A 19,046-nucleotide genomic window follows, 5' to 3' on the forward strand; every position below is an offset into this window, starting at 1 on the left:
CCCAGGTGAAATCGCACGCAAAAAGAGGGCCTACGATAACACAGCGTCCGCCAGGCAACAGCGACGCACATGCGCAGGGAGATGGGATGAGTATTCGTGATTGGCCCGTAGAGGAGCGTCCGCGGGAGAAGCTTTTGGAGTGGGGCGCGGCAAGCCTGTCCGATGCCGAGCTGTTGGCAATTTTCCTGCGTACTGGGGTGTCCGGCAGAAGTGCGGTCGACCTGGCGCGCCATCTTTTGGAGCAATTTGGTGGGCTGCGCCCGCTTCTGGAGGCCAGCCAGGTCCTGTTCAGCCAGCATTTGGGGCTGGGGCCGGCAAAGTTCGCCCAGCTGCAGGCAGTGCTGGAAATGTCCAGGCGCCACCTGGCCGAACGGCTGCGCACAGGCTCCGTATTGGAAAGCCCGGTAGCCGTCCGCGACTACCTCAAGGCATTGTTGCGCCAGGAGCCCCACGAAACCTTCGGCTGCCTGTTTCTCGATTCAAAACACCAAGTGCTGGGGTTTGAGGTGTTATCCCAGGGCACCATCGATGCGGCGATGGTCTACCCTCGGCAAGTGGTCAGGCGCGCACTGTCGTACAACGCAGCAGCCTTGATCTTGTGCCACAACCACCCCTCCGGAAGTCTTGAACCGAGCGCAGCTGATCGAAAATTGACCAAGTTATTGCAGAAGGCGCTGGAGTTGGTGGATGTGCGCGTGCTGGATCACATCATCGTAGGCGAGGGTGACCCGTTATCGATGGCTGAATACGGGTGGATGTAGGAGGGGAGCAGTTGTAAGTCTTAAGCTGCAAGCTTCAAGTGAGCTTGCAGCTTAAGGCTTGCCGCTTAAGGCTTAACACTAACCTTGGAGAAATCCTGGCGTCCAAACGGACTCACCTGATACCCCTCGATATTCTTGCGCGTCAGGGCAAATGCCGTCGGATGCGCCAGCGGCAGCCACAGCGCCTGTTGCTGGATAAGCGCCTGGGCCTGTTGATACAACTTGCTGCGTACCCCTTGCTCGCTGGTGGTCTTGCCGGCGCTGATCAGCTTGTCCAGCGCGGGGTCGCAGTAGCGGGCGAAGTTCGTCCCGGATTTCACCGCCGCACACGAGAATTGCGGGGTCAGGAAGTTATCCGGGTCGCCGTTGTCGCCAGCCCAGCCCATGAACAACAGGTCATGCTCGCCCGCCTTGGCGCGGCGAATCAACTCGCCCCACTCGATTACACGGATCTCAGCCTGGATGCCTGCCTTGGCCAGGTCCGCCTGCAGCAACTGTGCGCCGAGGTTCGGGTTGGGGTTCAGCACGCTGCCCGTGGGGCGTGTCCAAATGGTGGTCTTGAAACCGTCCTTGAGCCCGGCTCGGTCCAGAAGCGCCTTGGCCTTGGCGAGGTCCTGCGGGTAACCCGGCAAGTCCTTGGCGTAGCTCCAGGTGTTGGCCGGGTAAGGCCCATTGGCGGCTTCGGCAGTCCCTTCAAATACGGCCTTGAGGTAGCTGTCCTTGTCGAAGGCGAGGTTGATCGCCTGGCGCACTTCGGGCTTGTCCAGAGGTGGGTGCTGGCTATTGATGGCCACGAAGGCGGTCATGAAGGCGGCAGTTTTCTCCACCTTGAGTGCCGGGTCCTTTTCGGCTTCGCCGACGTCCAGTGGCTTGGGCGACAGGGCGATCTGGCATTCGTCGCGATGCAGTTTCTGCAAACGCACGTTGGCATCCGGGGTGATGGCGAAGATCAAGTTATCCACAGCCGGTTTGCCGCCGAAGTAGTCCGGGTTGGCCTTGTAGCGAACCACGGCATCTTTTTGAAAACGCACAAACACGAACGGGCCAGTGCCTATCGGTTGGCTGTTGAGTTTCTCCGGTGTGCCGGCCTTGAGCAGTTTGTCGGCATATTCCGCCGGATAGATCGACGCGAACCCCATGCTCAACGCCGCGAGGAAAGTGGAGTCGGCGTGATCGAGGGTGAAGCGCACGGTCAGCGGGTCAAGGGCGTCAATTTTTTTGACCAGCGTGGGCAATTGCAGCGACTGCGCATGGGGGAAGCCGCTTTGGGCGACCTGGTGCCATGGGTTGGCCGGATCGAGCATGCGCTCGAAGCTGAAACGCACATCTTCAGCCGTCAAGGTGCGGCTTGGCGTGAAATATTCGGTGCGATGAAACTTCACATTCGGGCGCAGCTTGAAGGTATACGTCAGGCCGTCCGCGGACACGTCCCAACTGTCTGCCAGGCTGGGTACCAGCTTGCCGCTGACTGCGTCGTAGTCCACCAGGCGATTCATCAGTACGTCGGCTGAGGCGTTGGTGGTAGTCAGCGAGTTGTATTGCACCACATCGAACCCCTCGGGGCTGGCTTCGGTGCACACACTCAAGCTGGTGGCGGCAACGGCCAGCGGTGCGATAAAAAGCGGGGCAAGCAATAGCGGTAGGGCAGCGAGGCGCATATTCGGTTTCCTGTGCAGATCGAAGGCCCATCTGCGAGTGCAGTCTGGAAAAAGCCTACCGTAGTGGTCTGCTGGATAAATGACTAGTTCATTTTCGCCTGTGCTTTTGCCTCAAATGCTGTTTTGATGGTGCCTCAGCGCATTTCGCTGCGCGCCTCATCGGCACGCAGGCGTCGCAAATCATTCTGTGCGACGAGCGGTCAGCTGTGGCAGCGGCCCTTACTGGCAACGGTTCAAGCGTTCGACGGCAAGATTTAAGTCGGTAAAAACGCACGGGCTGTTGTTGCATGGGGGTCTTTCTGGTATAAAGCAGCGCTCTTTTCTAGGGGCCCGGTTCCTTCGTTTGTAGGTGTAGCCGGTAAGACCCTAAAGAAACGCGGCGCCTGGCGCCAAATGACTGAGAGATTAAGCGGCCAACCCATGCCGGGTTGGGCATGTGGTTTTAGAGGGCTGAGGCATGTCGAGAGTCTGTCAAGTTACCGGTAAGGGTCCGGTGACTGGGAATAACATTTCCCACGCAAATAACAAAACCCGTCGTCGTTTCCTGCCGAACCTGCAGCATCACCGCTTCTGGGTTGAAGAAGAGAAACGTTTCGTCCGTCTGCGCGTATCTGCCAAAGGCATGCGCATCATCGACAAGCGTGGCATCACTGTCGTGCTGGCTGAATTGCGCCGCGCTGGCACAATCTAAGGAGCTATATCATGCGTGAATTGATTCGAATGATCTCTAGCGCCGGTACTGGTCACTTCTACACTACCGACAAGAACAAGCGTACTACCCCGGACAAGCTCGAAAAGAAAATGTTCGACCCGCGCGTTCGCAAGCACGTGATCTACAAAGAAGGCAAAATCAAGTAATTGATTGCCTTTCTTGTGAAAAAAAGCCCGTATCTCACGATCCGGGCTTTTTTTTGCCTGAAATTTGCTGCTCAGGCTTTCTGTTCGAACACCACGTAGATTTTGCGGCACGGCTCCAGCACCTCCCAGGTGCCGCTGAAACCAGCGGGAATCACGAAGCGGTCACCGGCACGTAAGGTCTTGGCATTGCCTTCGGCATCCCGCAATACAGAAACACCCTGAACAATTTCGCAGTACTCGTGCTCGGTGTAATTGACCTTCCATTGCCCGACCTCACCTTCCCACACGCCTGCACTCATCTGGCCGCACGGACTGTTGTAGTGGTTGTAGAGCGTTTGTTCGGGATTGCCCTTGAGGATTTTTTCGGCGGCAGGGCGATAGCGGTCGGGGGCGGTGTTGGCTTGGCTGAAGTCGACGATGTCCTGGATGCTCATGTGCGTGTCCCGTCTGGCCTGGGTTGGAGAGATCAAAGTCTATGTTTATTAAAATGAACATCGCAAGGGCGTTTACCGGCGTTATGTCAAATATATTGAAACATCCCCAGCCGCTGGTTTAGGGTGGCAGCTGCCTTGAGCCGAACAGCAGGCTGGTCGGGCAAGCATTCTTTGAGGCTGCCGTGGGATATCACCCGGCCCTCGTATTCAATAAGAGGAGGACACTCGAATGACCACCCTGACCCGTGCCGACTGGGAACAACGTGCCAAGGATCTGAAAATCGAAGGCCGCGCCTATATCAATGGCGAGTACACCGCCGCTGTTTCCGGTGACACTTTCGAATGCATCAGCCCGGTCGATGGTCGCCTGCTGGCCACCATCGCCAGCTGCGACGCCGCTGATGCCCAGCGTGCCGTGGAAAATGCTCGCGCCACCTTCAATTCCGGTGTCTGGTCGCGCCTGGCGCCGGCCAAACGCAAAGCCACCATGATCCGTTTCGCCGCGTTGCTCAAGGCGAATGCCGAAGAGCTGGCGCTGCTTGAAACCCTGGACATGGGCAAGCCGATCAGCGATTCCCTGAACATCGACGTACCCGGTGCGGCGAGTGCGCTGAGCTGGAGCGGTGAGGCTATCGACAAGATCTATGACGAGGTGGCGGCCACCCCACACGATCAGTTGGGCCTGGTAACCCGCGAGCCGGTGGGTGTGGTAGCTGCCATCGTGCCGTGGAACTTCCCATTGATGATGGCCTGCTGGAAGCTCGGCCCGGCGCTGTCCACGGGTAACTCGGTGATCCTCAAGCCTTCCGAAAAATCCCCGCTGACCGCCATCCGCATCGCGGCCCTGGCCGTTGAGGCCGGTATACCGAAGGGCGTGTTCAACGTGCTGCCGGGTTATGGCCACACCGTCGGCAACGCCCTGGCGCTGCACATGGATGTCGATACCCTGGTGTTCACCGGCTCCACCAAGATCGCCAAGCAGCTGTTGATCCGCTCCGGCGAGTCGAACATGAAGCGCGTGTGGCTGGAAGCCGGTGGCAAGAGCCCGAACATCGTGTTCGCCGATGCCCCGGACCTGCAGGCCGCCGCCGAATCCGCTGCCAGTGCCATCGCCTTCAACCAGGGCGAAGTATGTACCGCCGGTTCACGCCTGCTGGTGGAGCGCTCCATCAAGGATAAATTCCTGCCGCTGGTGATCGAGGCCCTCAAAGGCTGGAAGCCAGGCAACCCGCTGGACCCGGTGACCAACGTCGGCGCGTTGGTAGACACCCAGCAGATGAACAATGTGCTCTCGTATATCCAGGCCGGCCACGACGACGGCGCCAAGCTGGTAGTCGGTGGCAAGCGTACGTTGGAAGAAACCGGTGGCACTTACGTCGAGCCGACGATTTTCGACGGCGTGACCAATGCCATGAAGATTGCCCAGGAAGAGATCTTTGGCCCGGTTCTGTCGGTGATTACCTTCGACAGTGCCGAGGAAGCGATCAAGATCGCCAACGACACCGTCTATGGGCTGGCCGCAGCCGTGTGGACCGCCGATATCTCCAAGGCACACCTGACTGCCAAGGCCTTGCGTGCCGGTAGCGTGTGGGTCAACCAGTACGACGGTGGCGACATGACCGCACCGTTTGGTGGCTTCAAGCAGTCGGGCAATGGTCGCGACAAGTCGCTGCATGCATTCGACAAGTACACCGAACTGAAGTCGACCTGGATCAAGCTGTAACTTTCAGGATTTACCGCTGTAAAAAACGTAGGAGGGGGCTTGCTCCCGATGTGGTGGATCAGTCGCTCAATGTGGCGACGATACCCTGCTATCGGAAGCAAGCCCCCTTCTACCTTCGTTTTGTGTGTTCTCATCATTATCCACAGGAGCGTGGAATGCGTTGGGCGACTTATTTCGCCGTCCTGGCCTCGGTTCTGAGTGTCGGCCTGGCCTTGGGCGTCAGCATGCCGCTGGTGTCGCTGCGCCTTGAGGGCTGGGGCTACGGCAGTTTCGCCATCGGGGTGATGGCCGCGATGCCGGCCTTTGGTGTGTTGCTGGGCGCCAAGGTTTCCAGCCGCATGGCCTCCTGGTTGGGCACTGCCAATCTGATGCGCCTATGCCTGTGGGCCGGGGCGTTTTCCATAGGCTTGCTGGCGATCCTGCCGAGTTACCCGGTCTGGCTGGTGCTGCGCCTGATGATTGGGGTGATCCTGACTATCGTATTTATCCTCGGTGAAAGCTGGATCAACCAATTGGTGGTGGAGCAATGGCGTGGCCGTCTGGTCGCGCTGTATGGCTGCAGTTATGCCTTGAGCCAGCTTTCGGGGCCGCTGCTGCTTGGTGTACTCGGCACCGAGCAGGATTATGGCTTTTGGGTTGGCGTGAGTCTGTTGATGGTTGCGCCGCTGCTGCTGTTGGGGCGTTCCGGCGCGCCCACTGCCGAATCGTTCAGCGTGACTTTCGGCGACCTGTGGCGCTTCTGTCGGAGCTTGCCGGCGATAGCGTGGGCGGTGGCGTTATTCGCTGCGTTCGAAGCGATGATTCTGACGTTGCTGCCGGTGTATTGCCTGCAACAAGGCTTCACTGCCGAGATCGCCCTGGCGATGGTCAGCACAGTGGTAGTCGGCGATGCCTTGCTGCAATTGCCGATCGGCGCCTTGGCCGACTATTTGCCGCGGCGTACGTTGTTCTTGAGCTGTGCGGTGCTGTTGCTGGCTTCAAGCCTGGCGATTCCGTTGTTGATGCACACACTGCTGATCTGGCCGGTGTGGGTGGTCTTCGGCGCAAGTGCCGGTGGGTTGTTCACGCTGTCGTTGATCCTGATCGGCGAGCGCTACCGCGATGATGCGCTGGTGCGCGCCAATGCCCACGTGGCGCAGCTGTGGGGCATCGGTTGCCTGATCGGCCCGCTGGTGGCCGGCGCCGGCAGCCAGTGGATCAGCGGGCATGCCTTGCCGTTGCTGATGGCGGCCGGCGCGTTGGGCCTGGTGCTGCTGTTGTTGCGCCAGGGCGCATTCGGCGTCGCGCAACCGGCTTAGAGCATGCGCTCCAGCCCTACACGCGTGGCGAACCAGGCATTGAGTCGCCGCCACCAACTGCCCGGCTCGCGGCTCAGGGTGTGCAACTGGCCATTGTCCTCGGTGACCCATACCACCTGGCCCTCCTGCAATTTCGCCTGGTAGCTCAGGGCCGGCGACATGCCTTCCAGTGCCAGGTTGCGCACATGTTCCGCCAGCTCAGGGCTGTCCACCAATACGCCGACTTCGGTGTTCCACAGCACCGAGCGTGGGTCGAAGTTGAACGAGCCGATAAACGATTTTTCCCGGTCAAAAATCATCGCCTTGCTGTGCAGGCTGGAGTCTGAACCGTGGAACGCACCCCGGCGAAACAGGTGCGGGCCACTGCCGCTGCCTTTGCCGCCTGCGTCCGGCTGGCGGCGTAATTCGTAGAGTTTTACACCGTGTTCCAACAGCGCCTTGCGATAAGGCGCGTAGCCGCCATGGACCGCCGGTACATCGGTGGCCTCGAGAGAATTGGTGAGCAGGCTTACCGACACGCCGGCATCGGCGCGGCCAGTCAGGTAAACCAGTCCGGGCTGGCCCGGGACGAAATACGCCGAGATCATCATCAGCTCATAATTGACGCCTCTCAGTTCCGGCGCCAGTTGGGTGGTGAGCAGCAGATGCGGGTCCGGGTCGGCTTTGGCCAGCACCTTGCTCGGCGCGTCCCAGAGTGCCTGGTTCCAGGCCCAGATCAGCTCGCGACGCCAGATATCCATGCGCGGTTGGGTCTGGTAGGTGCGCAAGCGGTTATACAGCACGTGATTCTGCTGGCGTGATTCGGCCAGCGAGTCCTGCAGGCGTACGCGAGTCGCGGCCAGGTCGCCCTTGGACGGGCTGCTGGAAACAAAGTCGTCGATGGGCTTGCTCAGGGCGCTGTTCCAGTACTGATCAAAGCTGTGCCCGAGCTGCTCGGCCACCGGCCCCACGCTGAGCATATCGATATCGGTGAAGTTCAGATTAGGTTCGGCGTCGAAGTACTCATCCCCCAGGTTGCGTCCGCCGACGATGGCCACGCTGTTATCCGCCAGCCACAGTTTGTTGTGCATGCGCCGGTGTTGCAGCGACAGGTTGAACAAGCGGCCCATGGCTCGCGTCACGCCAGTGCTGCGTCCAAGGTGCAGCGGGTTGAACAGGCGAATCTGGATCTGTGGGTGGGCGGCGAGGGTGGCGATGATCTGGTCGAGACCGTCACTGGTGGTGTCGTCCAACAAAATGCGGATGCGTACGCCACGATCTGCTGCCTTGAGCAGTTCATCCACCAGCATGCGCGTGCTGATGCCGTCGTGGACGATGTAGTACTGCAGGTCGAGGCTGGTCTGGGCATTGCGGATCAGCTCGGCGCGCGCCATGAACGCTTCGCTGCTGTTGGGGAGCAGGCGAAAGCCGGAGCGGCCTTGATAGGGCGCGGCCTGGGCCTGGATCGAGCGGCCGAACGACGATTGTGTGGCGGGCAGCGCGTCGCTGGGAATGCGCGGGGCGTCCACCGTGGCGCAGCCACCCAGGGCCACGGCGCCCAGCAGGAAAAATGGTAAAAGCCGTCGAGTCATCAAAGGCGCTGCATCCGGATCAGGGCGGTTGTGGGCATATGACGGTTAATTCCGAGGAAAGGTCAGTCGTCAGCCTCGGCGAGTATCTTGATCACGGCTGCGCCGATCTTGCGCACCGCTTCTTCGATTTGCGGGGTTGGCTTGGCGGAGTAGTTCATGCGCAGGCAGTTCCGGTATTTGCCCGATGCAGAAAAGATGCTGCCTACGGCCACCTGTACGCCTTGTTCCATCAGGGCGCGGTTGAGCTTGAGGGTGTCGAAGCCTTCCGGCAGTTCTACCCACAGCATGAAGCTGCCTTGAGGTCGGCTGGCGCGGGTACCGGCGGGGAAGTAACGGCTGACCCAGTCGAGAATCATGTCGCGATTGCGCTGGTATTGGGTGCGCATCCGCCGTAAATGCGGTTCGAAGTGGCCATTCTTGAGAAATTCGGCAATGGCGATCTGCGGCTGTGTCGCCGTAGAGCCAGTGCTGATGTATTTCATGTGCAGTACCCGTTCCAGATACCGGCCCGGAGCCACCCAGCCAATACGCAGGCCCGGCGCCAGGGTTTTCGAAAAGGAACTGCAGAGCAATACACGACCATCCTCGTCAAAGGATTTGATGGTGCGCGGGCGTGGGTAGCTGTAGGCCAAGTCGCCATACACGTCATCTTCGATGATCGCCACATCAAAGCGTTGGGCCAGGGTCAGCAACGCTCGCTTGCGTGCCTCGGGCATGATGTAGCCCAGTGGGTTATTGCAGTTGGGGGTCAGTTGGATGACCTTGATCGGCCACTGTTCCAGCGCCAGCTCCAGAGCTTCCAGGCTGATACCGGTGATGGGGTCGGTGGGGATTTCCAGGGCCTTCATGCCCAGGCCCTTGAGGGTTTGCATGGCGCCGTGGAAGCTCGGCGAGTCCACGGCGACGATGTCGCCGGGCTCACAGATAGCGTGGATGCTGGCAGACAGTGCCTCATGGCAACCGGTAGTGACGACGATATCTTCGGCGGTGAGCTGGCAGCCGGAATCCAGCGACAGCCGAGCAATTTGTTCACGTAATTCCATACAGCCGAGGATGTTGTCGTAATACAGCCCAGGCAGGTCCTGACGACGACTTACACGGGCAAGGCTGCGCAGCAGAGGTTTGAGGGTGGGCGACAATACATCCGGCATGCCACGACCCAGCTGTATGACATCTTTGCGTGGCACCGCGCGAATCAGCTCCAGTACCTGGTCCCATTGGGAAATCTCTACCGGCCGTTGGGCCGGGCGGCCTACTTCGGGGAGTGCCGGCAGCTCCCGGCCCACGGGCACGAAGTAACCGGACTTGGGTTTGGGCATTGCCAGGCCGTTATCTTCCAGCACGCGATAAGCCTGTTGTACGGTGCTCAGGCTGACCCCGTGTTCCACGCTCAGTGCCCGCACGGAAGGCAGGCGATCACCGGGGCGATAGAAGCCTTGTTCAATGCGCGTGCCCAGCAGTTCGGCAAGGTTGACGTAAAGGGTCATGCGGCCACTCCTGAGAGACCAGTACAGATGCACGGAAAATACAGGATTCAAGCGCCTTAAGACAGGTTCTGTATGGTTTTAATAAAGTTTTGTTGGATCTGTAATGGTTGTGCCTGCTCGTTGATCCTAGTCACTCATGGCAACAGGCAAACGAGGGGCGGCAAAATGAGCGGCATGAGCGATGTGCGGTTGGCATTACACGGTCAGGAATTAGAGGCGGGGCAGGAGCGGGCAGTGTCGACGTTCTGCCGCTGGAGCCTGTTCCGGCGCCGTCTTCACACCCGCAAGGCGCTGCTGGACCTCACCCCGGAGCAATTGCGCGATGTAGGGCTGACGGCAGAACAAGCGCGCCAGGAAGGTTTGAAACCCTTCTGGCGCGGCTGAATCAGATCAGCTCTTTAAGCGATGCCAGAGCATGCCCAGCGCTAACAGCGGCGAGCGCAAATGCTTGCCGCCGGGGAAGGTGATGTGCGGTACCCGGGCGAACAGGTCGAAGCGTCCCTGCTGCTGGCCGCTGATGGCTTCGGCCAGCAGTTTGCCGGCCAGGTGCGTGGCATTGAGGCCATGACCTGCATAGGCTTGGGCGTAATACACATTGGGGTGGTCCGCCAACCGGCCGATCTGCGGCAGGCGGTTCGCGCCGATGCCGATCATGCCACCCCACTGGTAGTCGATCTTAGCGGTGGCCAGTTGTGGGAACACCTTGAGCATTTTTGGCCGCATATAGGCAGCGATGTCCTGGGGATCCCGGCCCGAGTAATGGCAGGCGCCGCCGAATAACAGACGGCGATCGGCGGACAGGCGGAAGTAGTCCACCGTCACCCGCTGGTCACACACGGCCATGTTCTGCGGCAGCAGGTTGGCGGCCTGGGCTTCGCTCAACGGCTCGGTAGCGATGATGTAGCTACCGGCGGGCAGCACTTTGCCGCTCAACTGCGGGTTCAGGCCATTGAGATAAGCATTGCAGGCCAGCACCAGCGTCTTGGCGCGTACGTTGCCTTGAGCGGTGTGTACGTTGACCTCGGAGCCATAGTCGATGCGTATGACTTCGGATTGTTCAAACAGCCTCACCCCCAATCGCTGCGCAACGGCGGCCTCGCCGAGGGCCAGGTTCAACGGGTGCAGGTGGCCGGAGCCCATGTCGATCATGCCACCCACATAGCGTTCCGAGCCGATTACGCTGCTCATTTCGTTGGCTTGCAGCAGGCGTACTTCATGACGGTAGCCGAGGCTGCGCAGCTCTTCGGCGTCTTCAGCCAGACCCTGCAGATGGTGGGGTTTGTTCGCCAGGTCGCAATAACCCCACGTCAGGTCGCACGGGATCTGATAGCGCTCGATGCGTTCGCGCACGATTTCCACCGCCTCCAGGCCCATCATTTTCATCTGGCGCACGCCGTCGGCGCCGATAACGTTGGCGAACTGGTCCAGGCCGTGACCGACGCCACGAATCAACTGGCCGCCGTTACGCCCGCTGGCGCCCCAGCCGACCTTGCGTGCTTCCAGCAGCACCACGCTGAAGCCTCGCTCGGCCAGCTCCAGCGCGGTATTCAGCCCGGAATAACCGCCGCCAATCACGCACACATCCGCGCGTATTTCACCGGCCAGCGCAGGGTAGTCGGGCTGCGACACGCTGCTGGCTGCGTAGTAAGAGGAGGTGTGCCGGGCGCTGGCAGTCATGGGGAGCATCCCTGTTTGGAAAATTTGACGCAGGATACAGCGGTCGGATGAAGCTGTCTGCGCAGGGCGTTTTGCGTCAGAATCCCTGCCTATTCGCCGTTCGGTATGTGTCTTGATGAGTTGCAACAGTCATAAAATCAGCGCGCTGCGCCGACAGATTCCTTCGTTCGAATGCGTTCCTGGTTGCCACGACTGCTGTGGGCCAGTGACGACATCACCCGAAGAAATGTCGCGCCTGCCACGCAAGACCGCCGCCGAACAGGCGGCGGCCATGGATGAGCTGAACTGCGTGCACCTTGGCCCCAACGGCTGCACGGTGTATGACGAGCGCCCGTTGATCTGCCGGTTGTTCGGCACCACCAAGACCTTGCCATGCCCGAATGGGCGGCGCCCGGAAGAGCTGATTCACCCGCGGGTGGAGAAGCAGATCCACGCCTACATGGCGAGCACCCGACAGGTGCTGGTCTAGTAAGCGTATGCGGTCAAACGCGTGGGAAGCTTGCCTAATGCCAGTCAGTTAAGGGTGAACGCTGTATTTGTGGCGAGGGAGCTTGCTCCCGTTGGGCCGCGAAGCGGCCCCGCTCTTTGTTTACAAAGCATGGGACTGCTGCGCAGTCCAACGGGAGCAAGCTCCCTCGCCACAGGTTACTTTTTAGCCTTTCTCCTTTTTAACTGACTGGCATTAGGGAAGCTTGCCCCCCTATTTGATCCGGATGCGCCAGTCAGTCCGGGATTGGCAGGTTCAGGCTCTCTTTCACCTCTTCCATCACGATATAGCTCTTGGATTCGCGCACGTGGGGGAGTTTGAGCAGGATATCGCCGAGCAATTTACGGTACGACGCCATCTCCGAAATCCGCGCTTTCACCAAGTAGTCAAAGTCCCCCGACACCAGGTGGCATTCCAGTACATGGGGCAGTTTCAGTACGGCGCGGCGGAATTCTTCAAAGGTGTCGCCGGACTTGTAATCGAGGCTGATCTCGACAAATACCAGCAAACTACCCTTCAAGTGCTGCGGGTTTAGCCGTGCGTTATACCCCATGATGATCCCTTCGCGCTCCAGCCGACGCACGCGCTCGGTGCATGGCGTGGTCGACAGCCCCACCTTCTCTCCAAGCTCCGTGAACGAAATGCGCCCGTCGGTTTGCAGGATGCGCAGGATATTGCGATCGATCTTGTCCAGCTCCCGCTTGGTTTGAGTGTTGGTACGCATAGGGGATACGCCTCTGTGAAAAGGGTTACTGCCGAGAATTGTCGCCAAATATAGGCAGTTATATAGTGAAATGCACTGGTGATTGCTTTTTATACTGCGCGCATCATTGCTCGAACAACACACGTCAGCGGTCAAGCCGCGATGAGGATATAAAAATGCGCGTTCTGGTCTTGGGTAGCGGCGTCATTGGGGTGACCAGTGCCTACTATTTGGCTCGGGCCGGCTTTGAGGTGGTTGTGGTCGACCGTCAGCCTGCCGCTGCCATGGAAACCAGTTTCGCCAACGCAGGCCAGGTCTCCCCTGGTTATGCCTCGCCCTGGGCCGCGCCGGGCGTACCGCTCAAGGCTATCAAGTGGTTGTTGCAACGCCATGCACCGCTGGCGATCAAAGCCACCGCCGATATTGACCAATACCTGTGGATGGCGCAGATGCTGCGCAACTGCACCGCCAGCCGTTACGCGGTGAACAAGGAGCGCATGGTGCGCCTGTCCGAGTACAGCCGCGACTGCCTTGATGAGCTGCGCGCCGAGACCGGCATTGCCTACGAAGGCCGAAGCCTTGGTACGACCCAACTGTTCCGCACCCAGGCCCAGCTCGATGGCGCCGCCAAGGACATCGCCGTGCTGAAAGAGTCCGGTGTGCCGTTCGAGCTGCTTGATCGTGCTGGAATCGCTCGCGTTGAGCCAGCCTTGGCCAGCGTTACGGATATCTTGGCCGGTGCCCTGCGCCTGCCGAACGACCAGACCGGCGATTGCCAGATGTTCACCACGCGCCTGGCCGAAATGTGCAGGCAGCTGGGCGTGGAGTTTCGTTTCGAACAAGATATCCAGCGCCTGGACCATGCGGGCGACCGCATCAACGGCGTTTGGATCGACGGCAAGCTGGAAACCGCCGACCGCTACGTGTTGGCCCTGGGCAGTTATTCGCCGAAGTTACTCAAGCCGCTGGGGATCAAGGCGCCGGTGTACCCGCTCAAGGGCTACTCGCTGACCGTGCCGATCACCAACCCGGCGATGGCGCCGACGTCGACTATTCTCGACGAGACCTACAAGGTCGCCATTACCCGCTTCGACAACCGCATCCGTGTAGGCGGCATGGCTGAAATAGCCGGTTTTGACCTGTCGCTTAACCCGCGTCGGCGTGAAACCCTGGAGATGATCGTCAACGACCTTTATCCTCAGGGCGGTGATCTGGCCGAAGCCACGTTCTGGACGGGCCTGCGCCCGACTACCCCTGACGGCACACCGATTGTCGGTGCCACCCCGCTCAAGAACCTGTTCCTGAATACAGGCCACGGCACTCTCGGCTGGACCATGGCCTGTGGCTCTGGTCGTTTGTTGGCCGACCTGATGGCGAAGAAAACCCCGCAGATCAGCGCCGAAGGCCTCGATATTTCCCGTTATGGCAACCACCAGGAGTCTGCAAGACATGTCAGTCCAGCGCCAGCTCACCAATGAGCGTATGAGCCAGGTCGTCGTTCACAACGGTACCGTGTATCTGGCAGGCCAGGTCGGCGACGACATGAGCGCCGGGATTGAACAACAGACCCGTGAAACCTTGACCAATATCGAGCGTTTGCTGGACCTGGCCGGTACCGACAAAACCAGACTGCTGTCGGTGACGATTTACCTGAAAGATATCGACGCCGATTTCGCCGGTATGAACGCGGTATGGGACAAGTGGCTGCCCAAGGGTGTCGCTCCGGCCCGTGCCACGGTTGAAGCCAAACTGTGCGAACCGGAAATTCTGGTAGAGCTGTCCGTCGTGGCCGCGTTGCCTTAACCCAGATTCCTCCCCGGTACCGATGTTATTGGTCGGTGCCGGTTTTTCTTCACTTTGCCGCCTAGAAGCCTGCCGCCATGCGTCCTGCCCGTGCCCTGATCGACCTCCAAGCCCTGCGCCACAATTACCAACTGGCCCGCGAAGTCACGGGGGCCAAGGCTCTCGCGGTGATTAAGGCCGATGCCTACGGCCATGGCGCCGTGCGTGTGGCCCAGGCGCTGGAAGCGGAGGCGGACGGGTTTGCCGTGGCGTGCATCGAAGAGGCACTGGAACTGCGCGCCGCCGGTATTCGGGCGCCGATGTTATTGCTGGAAGGCTTTTTCGAAGCCGATGAACTGCCGCTGATCATCGAGCATGATTTCTGGTGCGTGGTGCATTCGCTATGGCAACTGGACGCGATCGAGCAGACCCGCTTGAGCAAACCGCTGACGGTCTGGCTCAAGCTGGATTCGGGCATGCACCGCGTGGGCCTGCACCCCAAGGACTACCACGAGGCCTACCAGCGGCTGCTGGCCAGCGGCAACGTGGCCAAGATCGTGCTGATGAGCCATTTCGCCCGCGCCGATGAGCTTGATTGCGTCAGCAGCAATGAGCAGGTTGCGGTGTTTGACGCCGCGCGCCAGGGCTTGTCGGCCGAGGTGAGCCTGCGTAATTCGCCGTCGGTGATGGGCTGGCCGGGGGTATCCAGCGACTGGGTACGCCCGGGCATCATGTTGTATGGGGCCACGCCGTTTGGCGAAGACCAGGCCGTTGCCGCACGTTTACAGCCGGTGATGACCCTGGAGTCCAAAGTCATCTGTGTGCGCGAATTGCCGGCCGGCGAGCCGGTGGGCTATGGCGCAAAATTCATCACGCCCAAGCCGATGCGCATCGGAGTGGTTGCCATGGGTTATGCCGACGGTTACCCACGTCACGCGCCCACCGGCACGCCGGTGCTGGTGGCCGGACAGCGCAGCCAATTGCTGGGCCGTGTTTCCATGGACATGCTGTGCGTCGACCTGACAGACGTCCCACAGGCCGGCCTCGGTTCGACGGTGGAGTTGTGGGGTAAAAACATACTGGCCAGCGACGTCGCAACCGCCGCCCAGACCATTCCCTACCAGATCTTCTGCAACCTGCGCCGCGTGCCAAGGCTCTATTGCGGCGCTTGACCAGCAGGTACGAACACAGCTGCCCGGGATTTAGGCTCAAGTGTTGTAAATACTGAACGCTGTCGCCATGATAACGCTCAATACAACAACGCCTGAATCCTAGGAGGCTCCTGCATTGGACGTCGGCGAACGACTGCAATCCATCCGTAAGCTCAAAGGTCTTTCCCAGCGTGAGCTCGCCAAGCGCGCGGGCGTCACCAACAGCACCATTTCGATGATCGAAAAAAACAGCGTCAGCCCCTCGATCAGTTCCTTGCGCAAGGTGCTGGGCGGCATCCCCATGTCCATGGTCGAGTTTTTTTCCGAGGAGATCCTCCAGGAAATACCGACCCAGATCGTCTATAAAGCCAATGAGCTGATCGACATCTCGGACGGTGCCGTCACCATGAAGCTGGTGGGCCGTGCGCACCCCAGCCGGGCGATTGCGTTTCTCAACGAAATCTACCCGCCGGGTGCCGACACCGGCGAAGAGATGCTCACCCACGAAGGCGAGGAAACCGGGATTCTGGTGGAAGGTCGCCTGGAGTTGGTGGTCGGCCTTGAAACTTTTGTGCTCGAAGCCGGCGATAGCTACTACTTTGAAAGCACCAAGCCCCATCGTTTTCGCAACCCGTTCGATGTGCCGGCGCGACTAATCAGCGCAGCCACGCCCGCGAACTTTTAAAGAAGAGGCGTCCTGCCAGCGTTGTAGAGGCGCCCGTAGCTGCATTCCGCGAGGTCGAATCTCCCTTTATTTAATAGGGTTGTTTCGGCCCGGCGGGCTAACCGTTATACTTTCGCCGCCTGCGAAACCGTGGCCGCAGGCGTGAATAGCCACCATTGAGGGTGAACGCGTGAACCTAATTATGAAAATGCTGGCTGCACCAGCAACCGTACTGGCCCTATGGGCTGTCAGCGCTCAAGCTGCGACCAATGATGAGATTGCCAAGCGCCTGGAGCCTGTCGGCCAAGTCTGTGTTCAAGGCCAGGAATGCAAGGGGATGGAGGTTGCAGTGGCTGCGGGCGGCGGTGGCGCGGCGAAAACGCCGGATGATGTCATTGCCAAGCATTGCAATGCGTGCCACGGCACCGGATTGCTGAACGCGCCGAAAATTGGCGACACGGCCGCCTGGAAAGAGCGGCTTGGCCATGTGGATGCGGTACTCGCAGAGCTCAAGATCGAGTCGCCCGAGAAAGGCACCAAAGGCTTGGCACAGGTTGCCAAGCACGGTTTGAATGCCATGCCGCCGATGGGTACCTGTGCTGATTGCAGCCTTGAAGACCTTGAAGGCGCAATCAAGAAGATGTCTGGGCTGTAATCCGCCGATCTTCGCCAAAAAGCCGCTCACCAGCGGCTTTTTTGTGCCTGCTCTTTATGATTAGGAGCTGTTCATTGCAGCAAAGACCCGGCAAGCTCGGTCCAACCCCTAATCATGGAATGTTCAGGAGGGTCGGATGGTGCAGTTGTGTTCAATCGAGCAAGCAGTTGACGAAGTACTGGCACGCTTGCCGGCGCATATCCACATGGGCATGCCCCTGGGGTTGGGCAAACCCAATCTGTTCGCCAACGCACTCTATCGGCGCATCGCCAAGCTGCCGGAGCGGTCGCTGACGATCTACACCGCCCTGAGCCTGGGCCGTCCCACGATGGGTGACGGCTTGCAGAAGCGCTTTCTTGAGCCTTTTATCGAGCGCGTATTCGGCGATTACCCGGAGCTGGATTTTCTCGCTGACCTGCACAAGGACAGCTTGCCGAGCAATATTCGAGTACAGCAGTTCTTCATGCAGCCTGGCAGCCTGCTCCACAGCGCACCGGCCCAGCAGGATTACGTCAGCAGCAACTACAGCCACGCCGCGCGGGACATCAACGCCGCGGGCCTGAACCTGGTGGCGCAGTTGGTGGCCAGCAGCGCTGAACATCCTGATCGCCTGAGCCTGAGCTGCAACCCCGATATCACCCTTGATCTGTTGCCGATGATCGCCAAGCGCCGCGAAGCCGGCGAGACGATCCTGATCGTGGGCCAGGTCCACACTGATTTGCCCTATATGCCCGGCGATGCCGAGTTGGGCATGGACGCGTTCGATTACCTGCTTGATGAAAAGGACAGCACCACGCTGTTCTCCACACCGAATATGCCGGTGGGCTTCCAGGATCATTTTATCGGCCTGCATGCCAGCACGTTGGTGCGCGATGGCGGTACCTTGCAGATCGGCATCGGCTCCATGGGCGATGCTTTGACCGCCGCCCTGCTGGCGCGCCAGGCCGATAACGAAGCCTATCGGCTACTCTTGACGGACCTGGACGTGTATCAGTGGGCACCGCTGATCAGCCGTGAGGGCGGTGTCGCGCCCTTTGCGCGGGGCCTTTATGGTTGCAGCGAAATGTTCGTCAACGGCCTGTTGGTGCTGGCCGATGCCGGGATCGTGCGGCGCAAGGTGTACCCAGATGTGGCCACCCAGTCGCAAGCCAATGCTGGCACCCTGGACGACGCCGCGCAGCCCGACGGCGTGTCGATCCACGGCGGTTTCTTCCTTGGGCCGCGTAGCTTTTACCAGCGCTTGCAGGAAATGACCCACACCAAGCGCCTTGAATTCAACATGACCCGCATCAGCTACATCAACGAACTCTATGGCCAGGAAGAGCTCAAGCGATTGCAACGGCTGGATGCTCGGTTTATCAACAGCGCGATCATGGTGACGCTGCTCGGTGCGGGCGTAGCTGACCAGTTGGAAGACGGCCGTGTGCTCAGCGGCGTGGGTGGCCAGTACAACTTTGTCGCCCAAGGCCATGCGCTCGAAGGCGCGCGTTCGATTCTGCTCCTGCGCAGCTGGCGCGAGTCGGCGGGTGAGGTCAGTTCCAATCTCGTCTGGGACTACGGCCATTGCACCATTCCGCGGCACCTGCGCGACATTGTCATCACCGAATACGGCATTGCCGACCTGCGTGGGCAGACGGACGCCAAGGTGATCGAGGCGCTGCTCAATATCAGCGATTCACGCTTTCAGGGTGACTTGATTGAGCAGGCGAAAAAGGCGGGCAAGTTGCCTCAGGATTTCCAGCTGGACCCACGTTTTACCGACAATACCCCGCAGCGGCTCAAGGACATTCAGGCGCGGCATCGGCGGTTGTTTCCCGAGTATCCACTGGGCACTGATTTCACTGACGAAGAAAGAGACCTGTTGCGCGCGTTGAACTGGCTCAAGAGCAAATTCAAGCTGACGGAGATTCTGGAGTTGGGCAGGGCTGCGCTGGATGCACCGGAACCGGAGGCATTTCCAGAGCATCTGAAGCGCATGCGGCTGGATAAGCCGGAAGGCCTGAAAGAGGACCTGTATCAGCGCCTGCTGCTCGCCGGCCTGCAGGCCACGGCGCACTGAACAACACCACAAAACGCATGTGGGAGCGCGCTTGCTCCCACATTGTTAACCGTGCCCACACAGGATAGGCACGGGGCT

At 59.9% G+C, this 19,046-nt stretch carries 18 protein-coding genes and 2 pseudogenes; 14 read left to right on the forward strand and 6 right to left on the reverse strand.

Going from position 1 to position 19,046, the window contains the following annotated elements; translation table 11 throughout:
- Positions 1–86: 86 nt before the first annotated feature.
- Positions 87–761, forward strand: a complete 675-nt coding sequence (gene radC, locus EXW71_RS13910) for a DNA repair protein RadC (RefSeq protein ID WP_134659433.1) — start codon at positions 87–89, stop codon at positions 759–761.
- Positions 762–826: 65 nt separating this feature from the next.
- Here radC and EXW71_RS13915 read toward each other — a convergent pair whose 3' ends face one another.
- The gene (locus EXW71_RS13915) at positions 827–2,419 is read right to left on the reverse strand and encodes an ABC transporter substrate-binding protein (protein WP_134659431.1); all 1,593 of its coding nucleotides are present in this window, start codon (positions 2,417–2,419) and stop codon (positions 827–829) included.
- 457 nt (positions 2,420–2,876) lie between these two features.
- Between EXW71_RS13915 and rpmB the strand changes: the two genes are divergently transcribed.
- A complete protein-coding gene (rpmB, locus tag EXW71_RS13920; RefSeq protein ID WP_010207494.1) occupies positions 2,877–3,110 on the forward strand; it encodes a 50S ribosomal protein L28 in 234 nt (77 codons plus the stop codon).
- An 11-nt stretch (positions 3,111–3,121) separates the two neighbouring features.
- Positions 3,122–3,277: a 50S ribosomal protein L33 gene (gene rpmG / locus EXW71_RS13925; RefSeq protein ID WP_003176906.1), complete on the forward strand. Its 156-nt coding sequence runs from the start codon at positions 3,122–3,124 to the stop codon at positions 3,275–3,277.
- 71 nt (positions 3,278–3,348) lie between these two features.
- On the opposite strand, the gene EXW71_RS13930 is transcribed toward rpmG, so the two are convergent.
- Positions 3,349–3,711 (reverse strand): cupin domain-containing protein, encoded by a 363-nt coding sequence (locus tag EXW71_RS13930; protein WP_123716542.1) that lies wholly within the window; start codon positions 3,709–3,711, stop codon positions 3,349–3,351.
- A 229-nt stretch (positions 3,712–3,940) separates the two neighbouring features.
- Between EXW71_RS13930 and EXW71_RS13935 the strand changes: the two genes are divergently transcribed.
- Both EXW71_RS13935 and EXW71_RS13940 read left to right on the forward strand, forming a co-directional pair.
- Entirely contained in the window at positions 3,941–5,434 is a 1,494-nt protein-coding gene (locus tag EXW71_RS13935; RefSeq protein WP_134659429.1) for an aldehyde dehydrogenase, read from the forward strand.
- 155 nt (positions 5,435–5,589) lie between these two features.
- Positions 5,590–6,732 carry an MFS transporter gene (locus tag EXW71_RS13940; RefSeq protein ID WP_134659427.1) on the forward strand — a complete coding sequence of 381 codons (1,143 nt, stop codon included), beginning with the start codon at positions 5,590–5,592 and terminating at the stop codon, positions 6,730–6,732.
- Here EXW71_RS13940 and EXW71_RS13945 read toward each other — a convergent pair.
- Both EXW71_RS13945 and EXW71_RS13950 read right to left on the reverse strand, forming a co-directional pair.
- The gene (locus EXW71_RS13945) at positions 6,729–8,303 is read right to left on the reverse strand and encodes a phospholipase D family protein (protein ID WP_134659424.1); all 1,575 of its coding nucleotides are present in this window, start codon (positions 8,301–8,303) and stop codon (positions 6,729–6,731) included. The genes EXW71_RS13940 and EXW71_RS13945 overlap by 4 nt on opposite strands.
- Before the next feature lie 62 nt (positions 8,304–8,365).
- On the reverse strand, positions 8,366–9,790 hold the full coding sequence (locus EXW71_RS13950) for a PLP-dependent aminotransferase family protein (protein ID WP_134659422.1): 1,425 nt from the start codon (positions 9,788–9,790) through the stop codon (positions 8,366–8,368).
- A gap of 165 nt (positions 9,791–9,955) precedes the next feature.
- On the opposite strand from EXW71_RS13950, the gene EXW71_RS13955 reads away from it, so the two are divergent.
- Entirely contained in the window at positions 9,956–10,174 is a 219-nt protein-coding gene (locus EXW71_RS13955) for a DUF1127 domain-containing protein (protein ID WP_123716537.1), read from the forward strand.
- 6 nt (positions 10,175–10,180) lie between these two features.
- On the opposite strand, the gene EXW71_RS13960 is transcribed toward EXW71_RS13955, so the two are convergent.
- A complete protein-coding gene (locus EXW71_RS13960; protein WP_134659420.1) occupies positions 10,181–11,467 on the reverse strand; it encodes an FAD-binding oxidoreductase in 1,287 nt (428 codons plus the stop codon).
- 115 nt (positions 11,468–11,582) lie between these two features.
- Here EXW71_RS13960 and EXW71_RS13965 point away from each other — a divergent pair, with 115 nt between their 5' ends.
- Positions 11,583–11,936 carry a YkgJ family cysteine cluster protein gene (locus tag EXW71_RS13965; protein ID WP_134659418.1) on the forward strand — a complete coding sequence of 118 codons (354 nt, stop codon included), beginning with the start codon at positions 11,583–11,585 and terminating at the stop codon, positions 11,934–11,936.
- A 253-nt stretch (positions 11,937–12,189) separates the two neighbouring features.
- Here EXW71_RS13965 and EXW71_RS13970 read toward each other — a convergent pair whose 3' ends face one another.
- Complete coding sequence (locus EXW71_RS13970; RefSeq protein ID WP_003176896.1) at positions 12,190–12,678, reverse strand: Lrp/AsnC ligand binding domain-containing protein; 489 nt, start codon at positions 12,676–12,678, stop codon at positions 12,190–12,192.
- Between the two features lie 155 nt (positions 12,679–12,833).
- Between EXW71_RS13970 and dadA the strand changes: the two genes are divergently transcribed.
- The 7 genes and pseudogenes from dadA to EXW71_RS14000 all read left to right on the forward strand — a co-directional run bounded on the left by dadA (position 12,834) and on the right by EXW71_RS14000 (position 18,968).
- The gene (dadA, locus tag EXW71_RS13975; RefSeq protein WP_134659415.1) at positions 12,834–14,135 is read left to right on the forward strand and encodes a D-amino acid dehydrogenase; all 1,302 of its coding nucleotides are present in this window, start codon (positions 12,834–12,836) and stop codon (positions 14,133–14,135) included.
- Positions 14,107–14,460 (forward strand): RidA family protein, encoded by a 354-nt coding sequence (locus EXW71_RS13980; RefSeq protein WP_134659413.1) that lies wholly within the window; start codon positions 14,107–14,109, stop codon positions 14,458–14,460. The genes dadA and EXW71_RS13980 overlap by 29 nt, the downstream gene beginning before the upstream one ends.
- Before the next feature lie 77 nt (positions 14,461–14,537).
- On the forward strand, positions 14,538–15,611 hold the full coding sequence (gene alr, locus EXW71_RS13985; RefSeq protein ID WP_134659411.1) for an alanine racemase: 1,074 nt from the start codon (positions 14,538–14,540) through the stop codon (positions 15,609–15,611).
- 115 nt (positions 15,612–15,726) lie between these two features.
- Positions 15,727–16,275, forward strand: a complete 549-nt coding sequence (locus EXW71_RS13990; protein ID WP_003176893.1) for a cupin domain-containing protein — start codon at positions 15,727–15,729, stop codon at positions 16,273–16,275.
- Between the two features lie 316 nt (positions 16,276–16,591).
- Positions 16,592–16,828: pseudogene (locus EXW71_RS29395) on the forward strand (hypothetical protein); the annotation flags it as partial.
- Positions 16,817–16,909, forward strand: a pseudogene (locus tag EXW71_RS29400) (cytochrome c5 family protein); the annotation flags it as partial. The pseudogenes EXW71_RS29395 and EXW71_RS29400, both read left to right, overlap by 12 nt.
- Before the next feature lie 136 nt (positions 16,910–17,045).
- On the forward strand, positions 17,046–18,968 hold the full coding sequence (locus EXW71_RS14000; protein ID WP_134659409.1) for an acetyl-CoA hydrolase/transferase C-terminal domain-containing protein: 1,923 nt from the start codon (positions 17,046–17,048) through the stop codon (positions 18,966–18,968).
- The last annotated feature ends 78 nt before the right edge of the window (positions 18,969–19,046 follow it).

The sequence above is a fragment of the Pseudomonas sp. BCA17 genome (assembly GCF_004519405.1).
In the GTDB taxonomy this organism is placed as follows: domain Bacteria; phylum Pseudomonadota; class Gammaproteobacteria; order Pseudomonadales; family Pseudomonadaceae; genus Aquipseudomonas.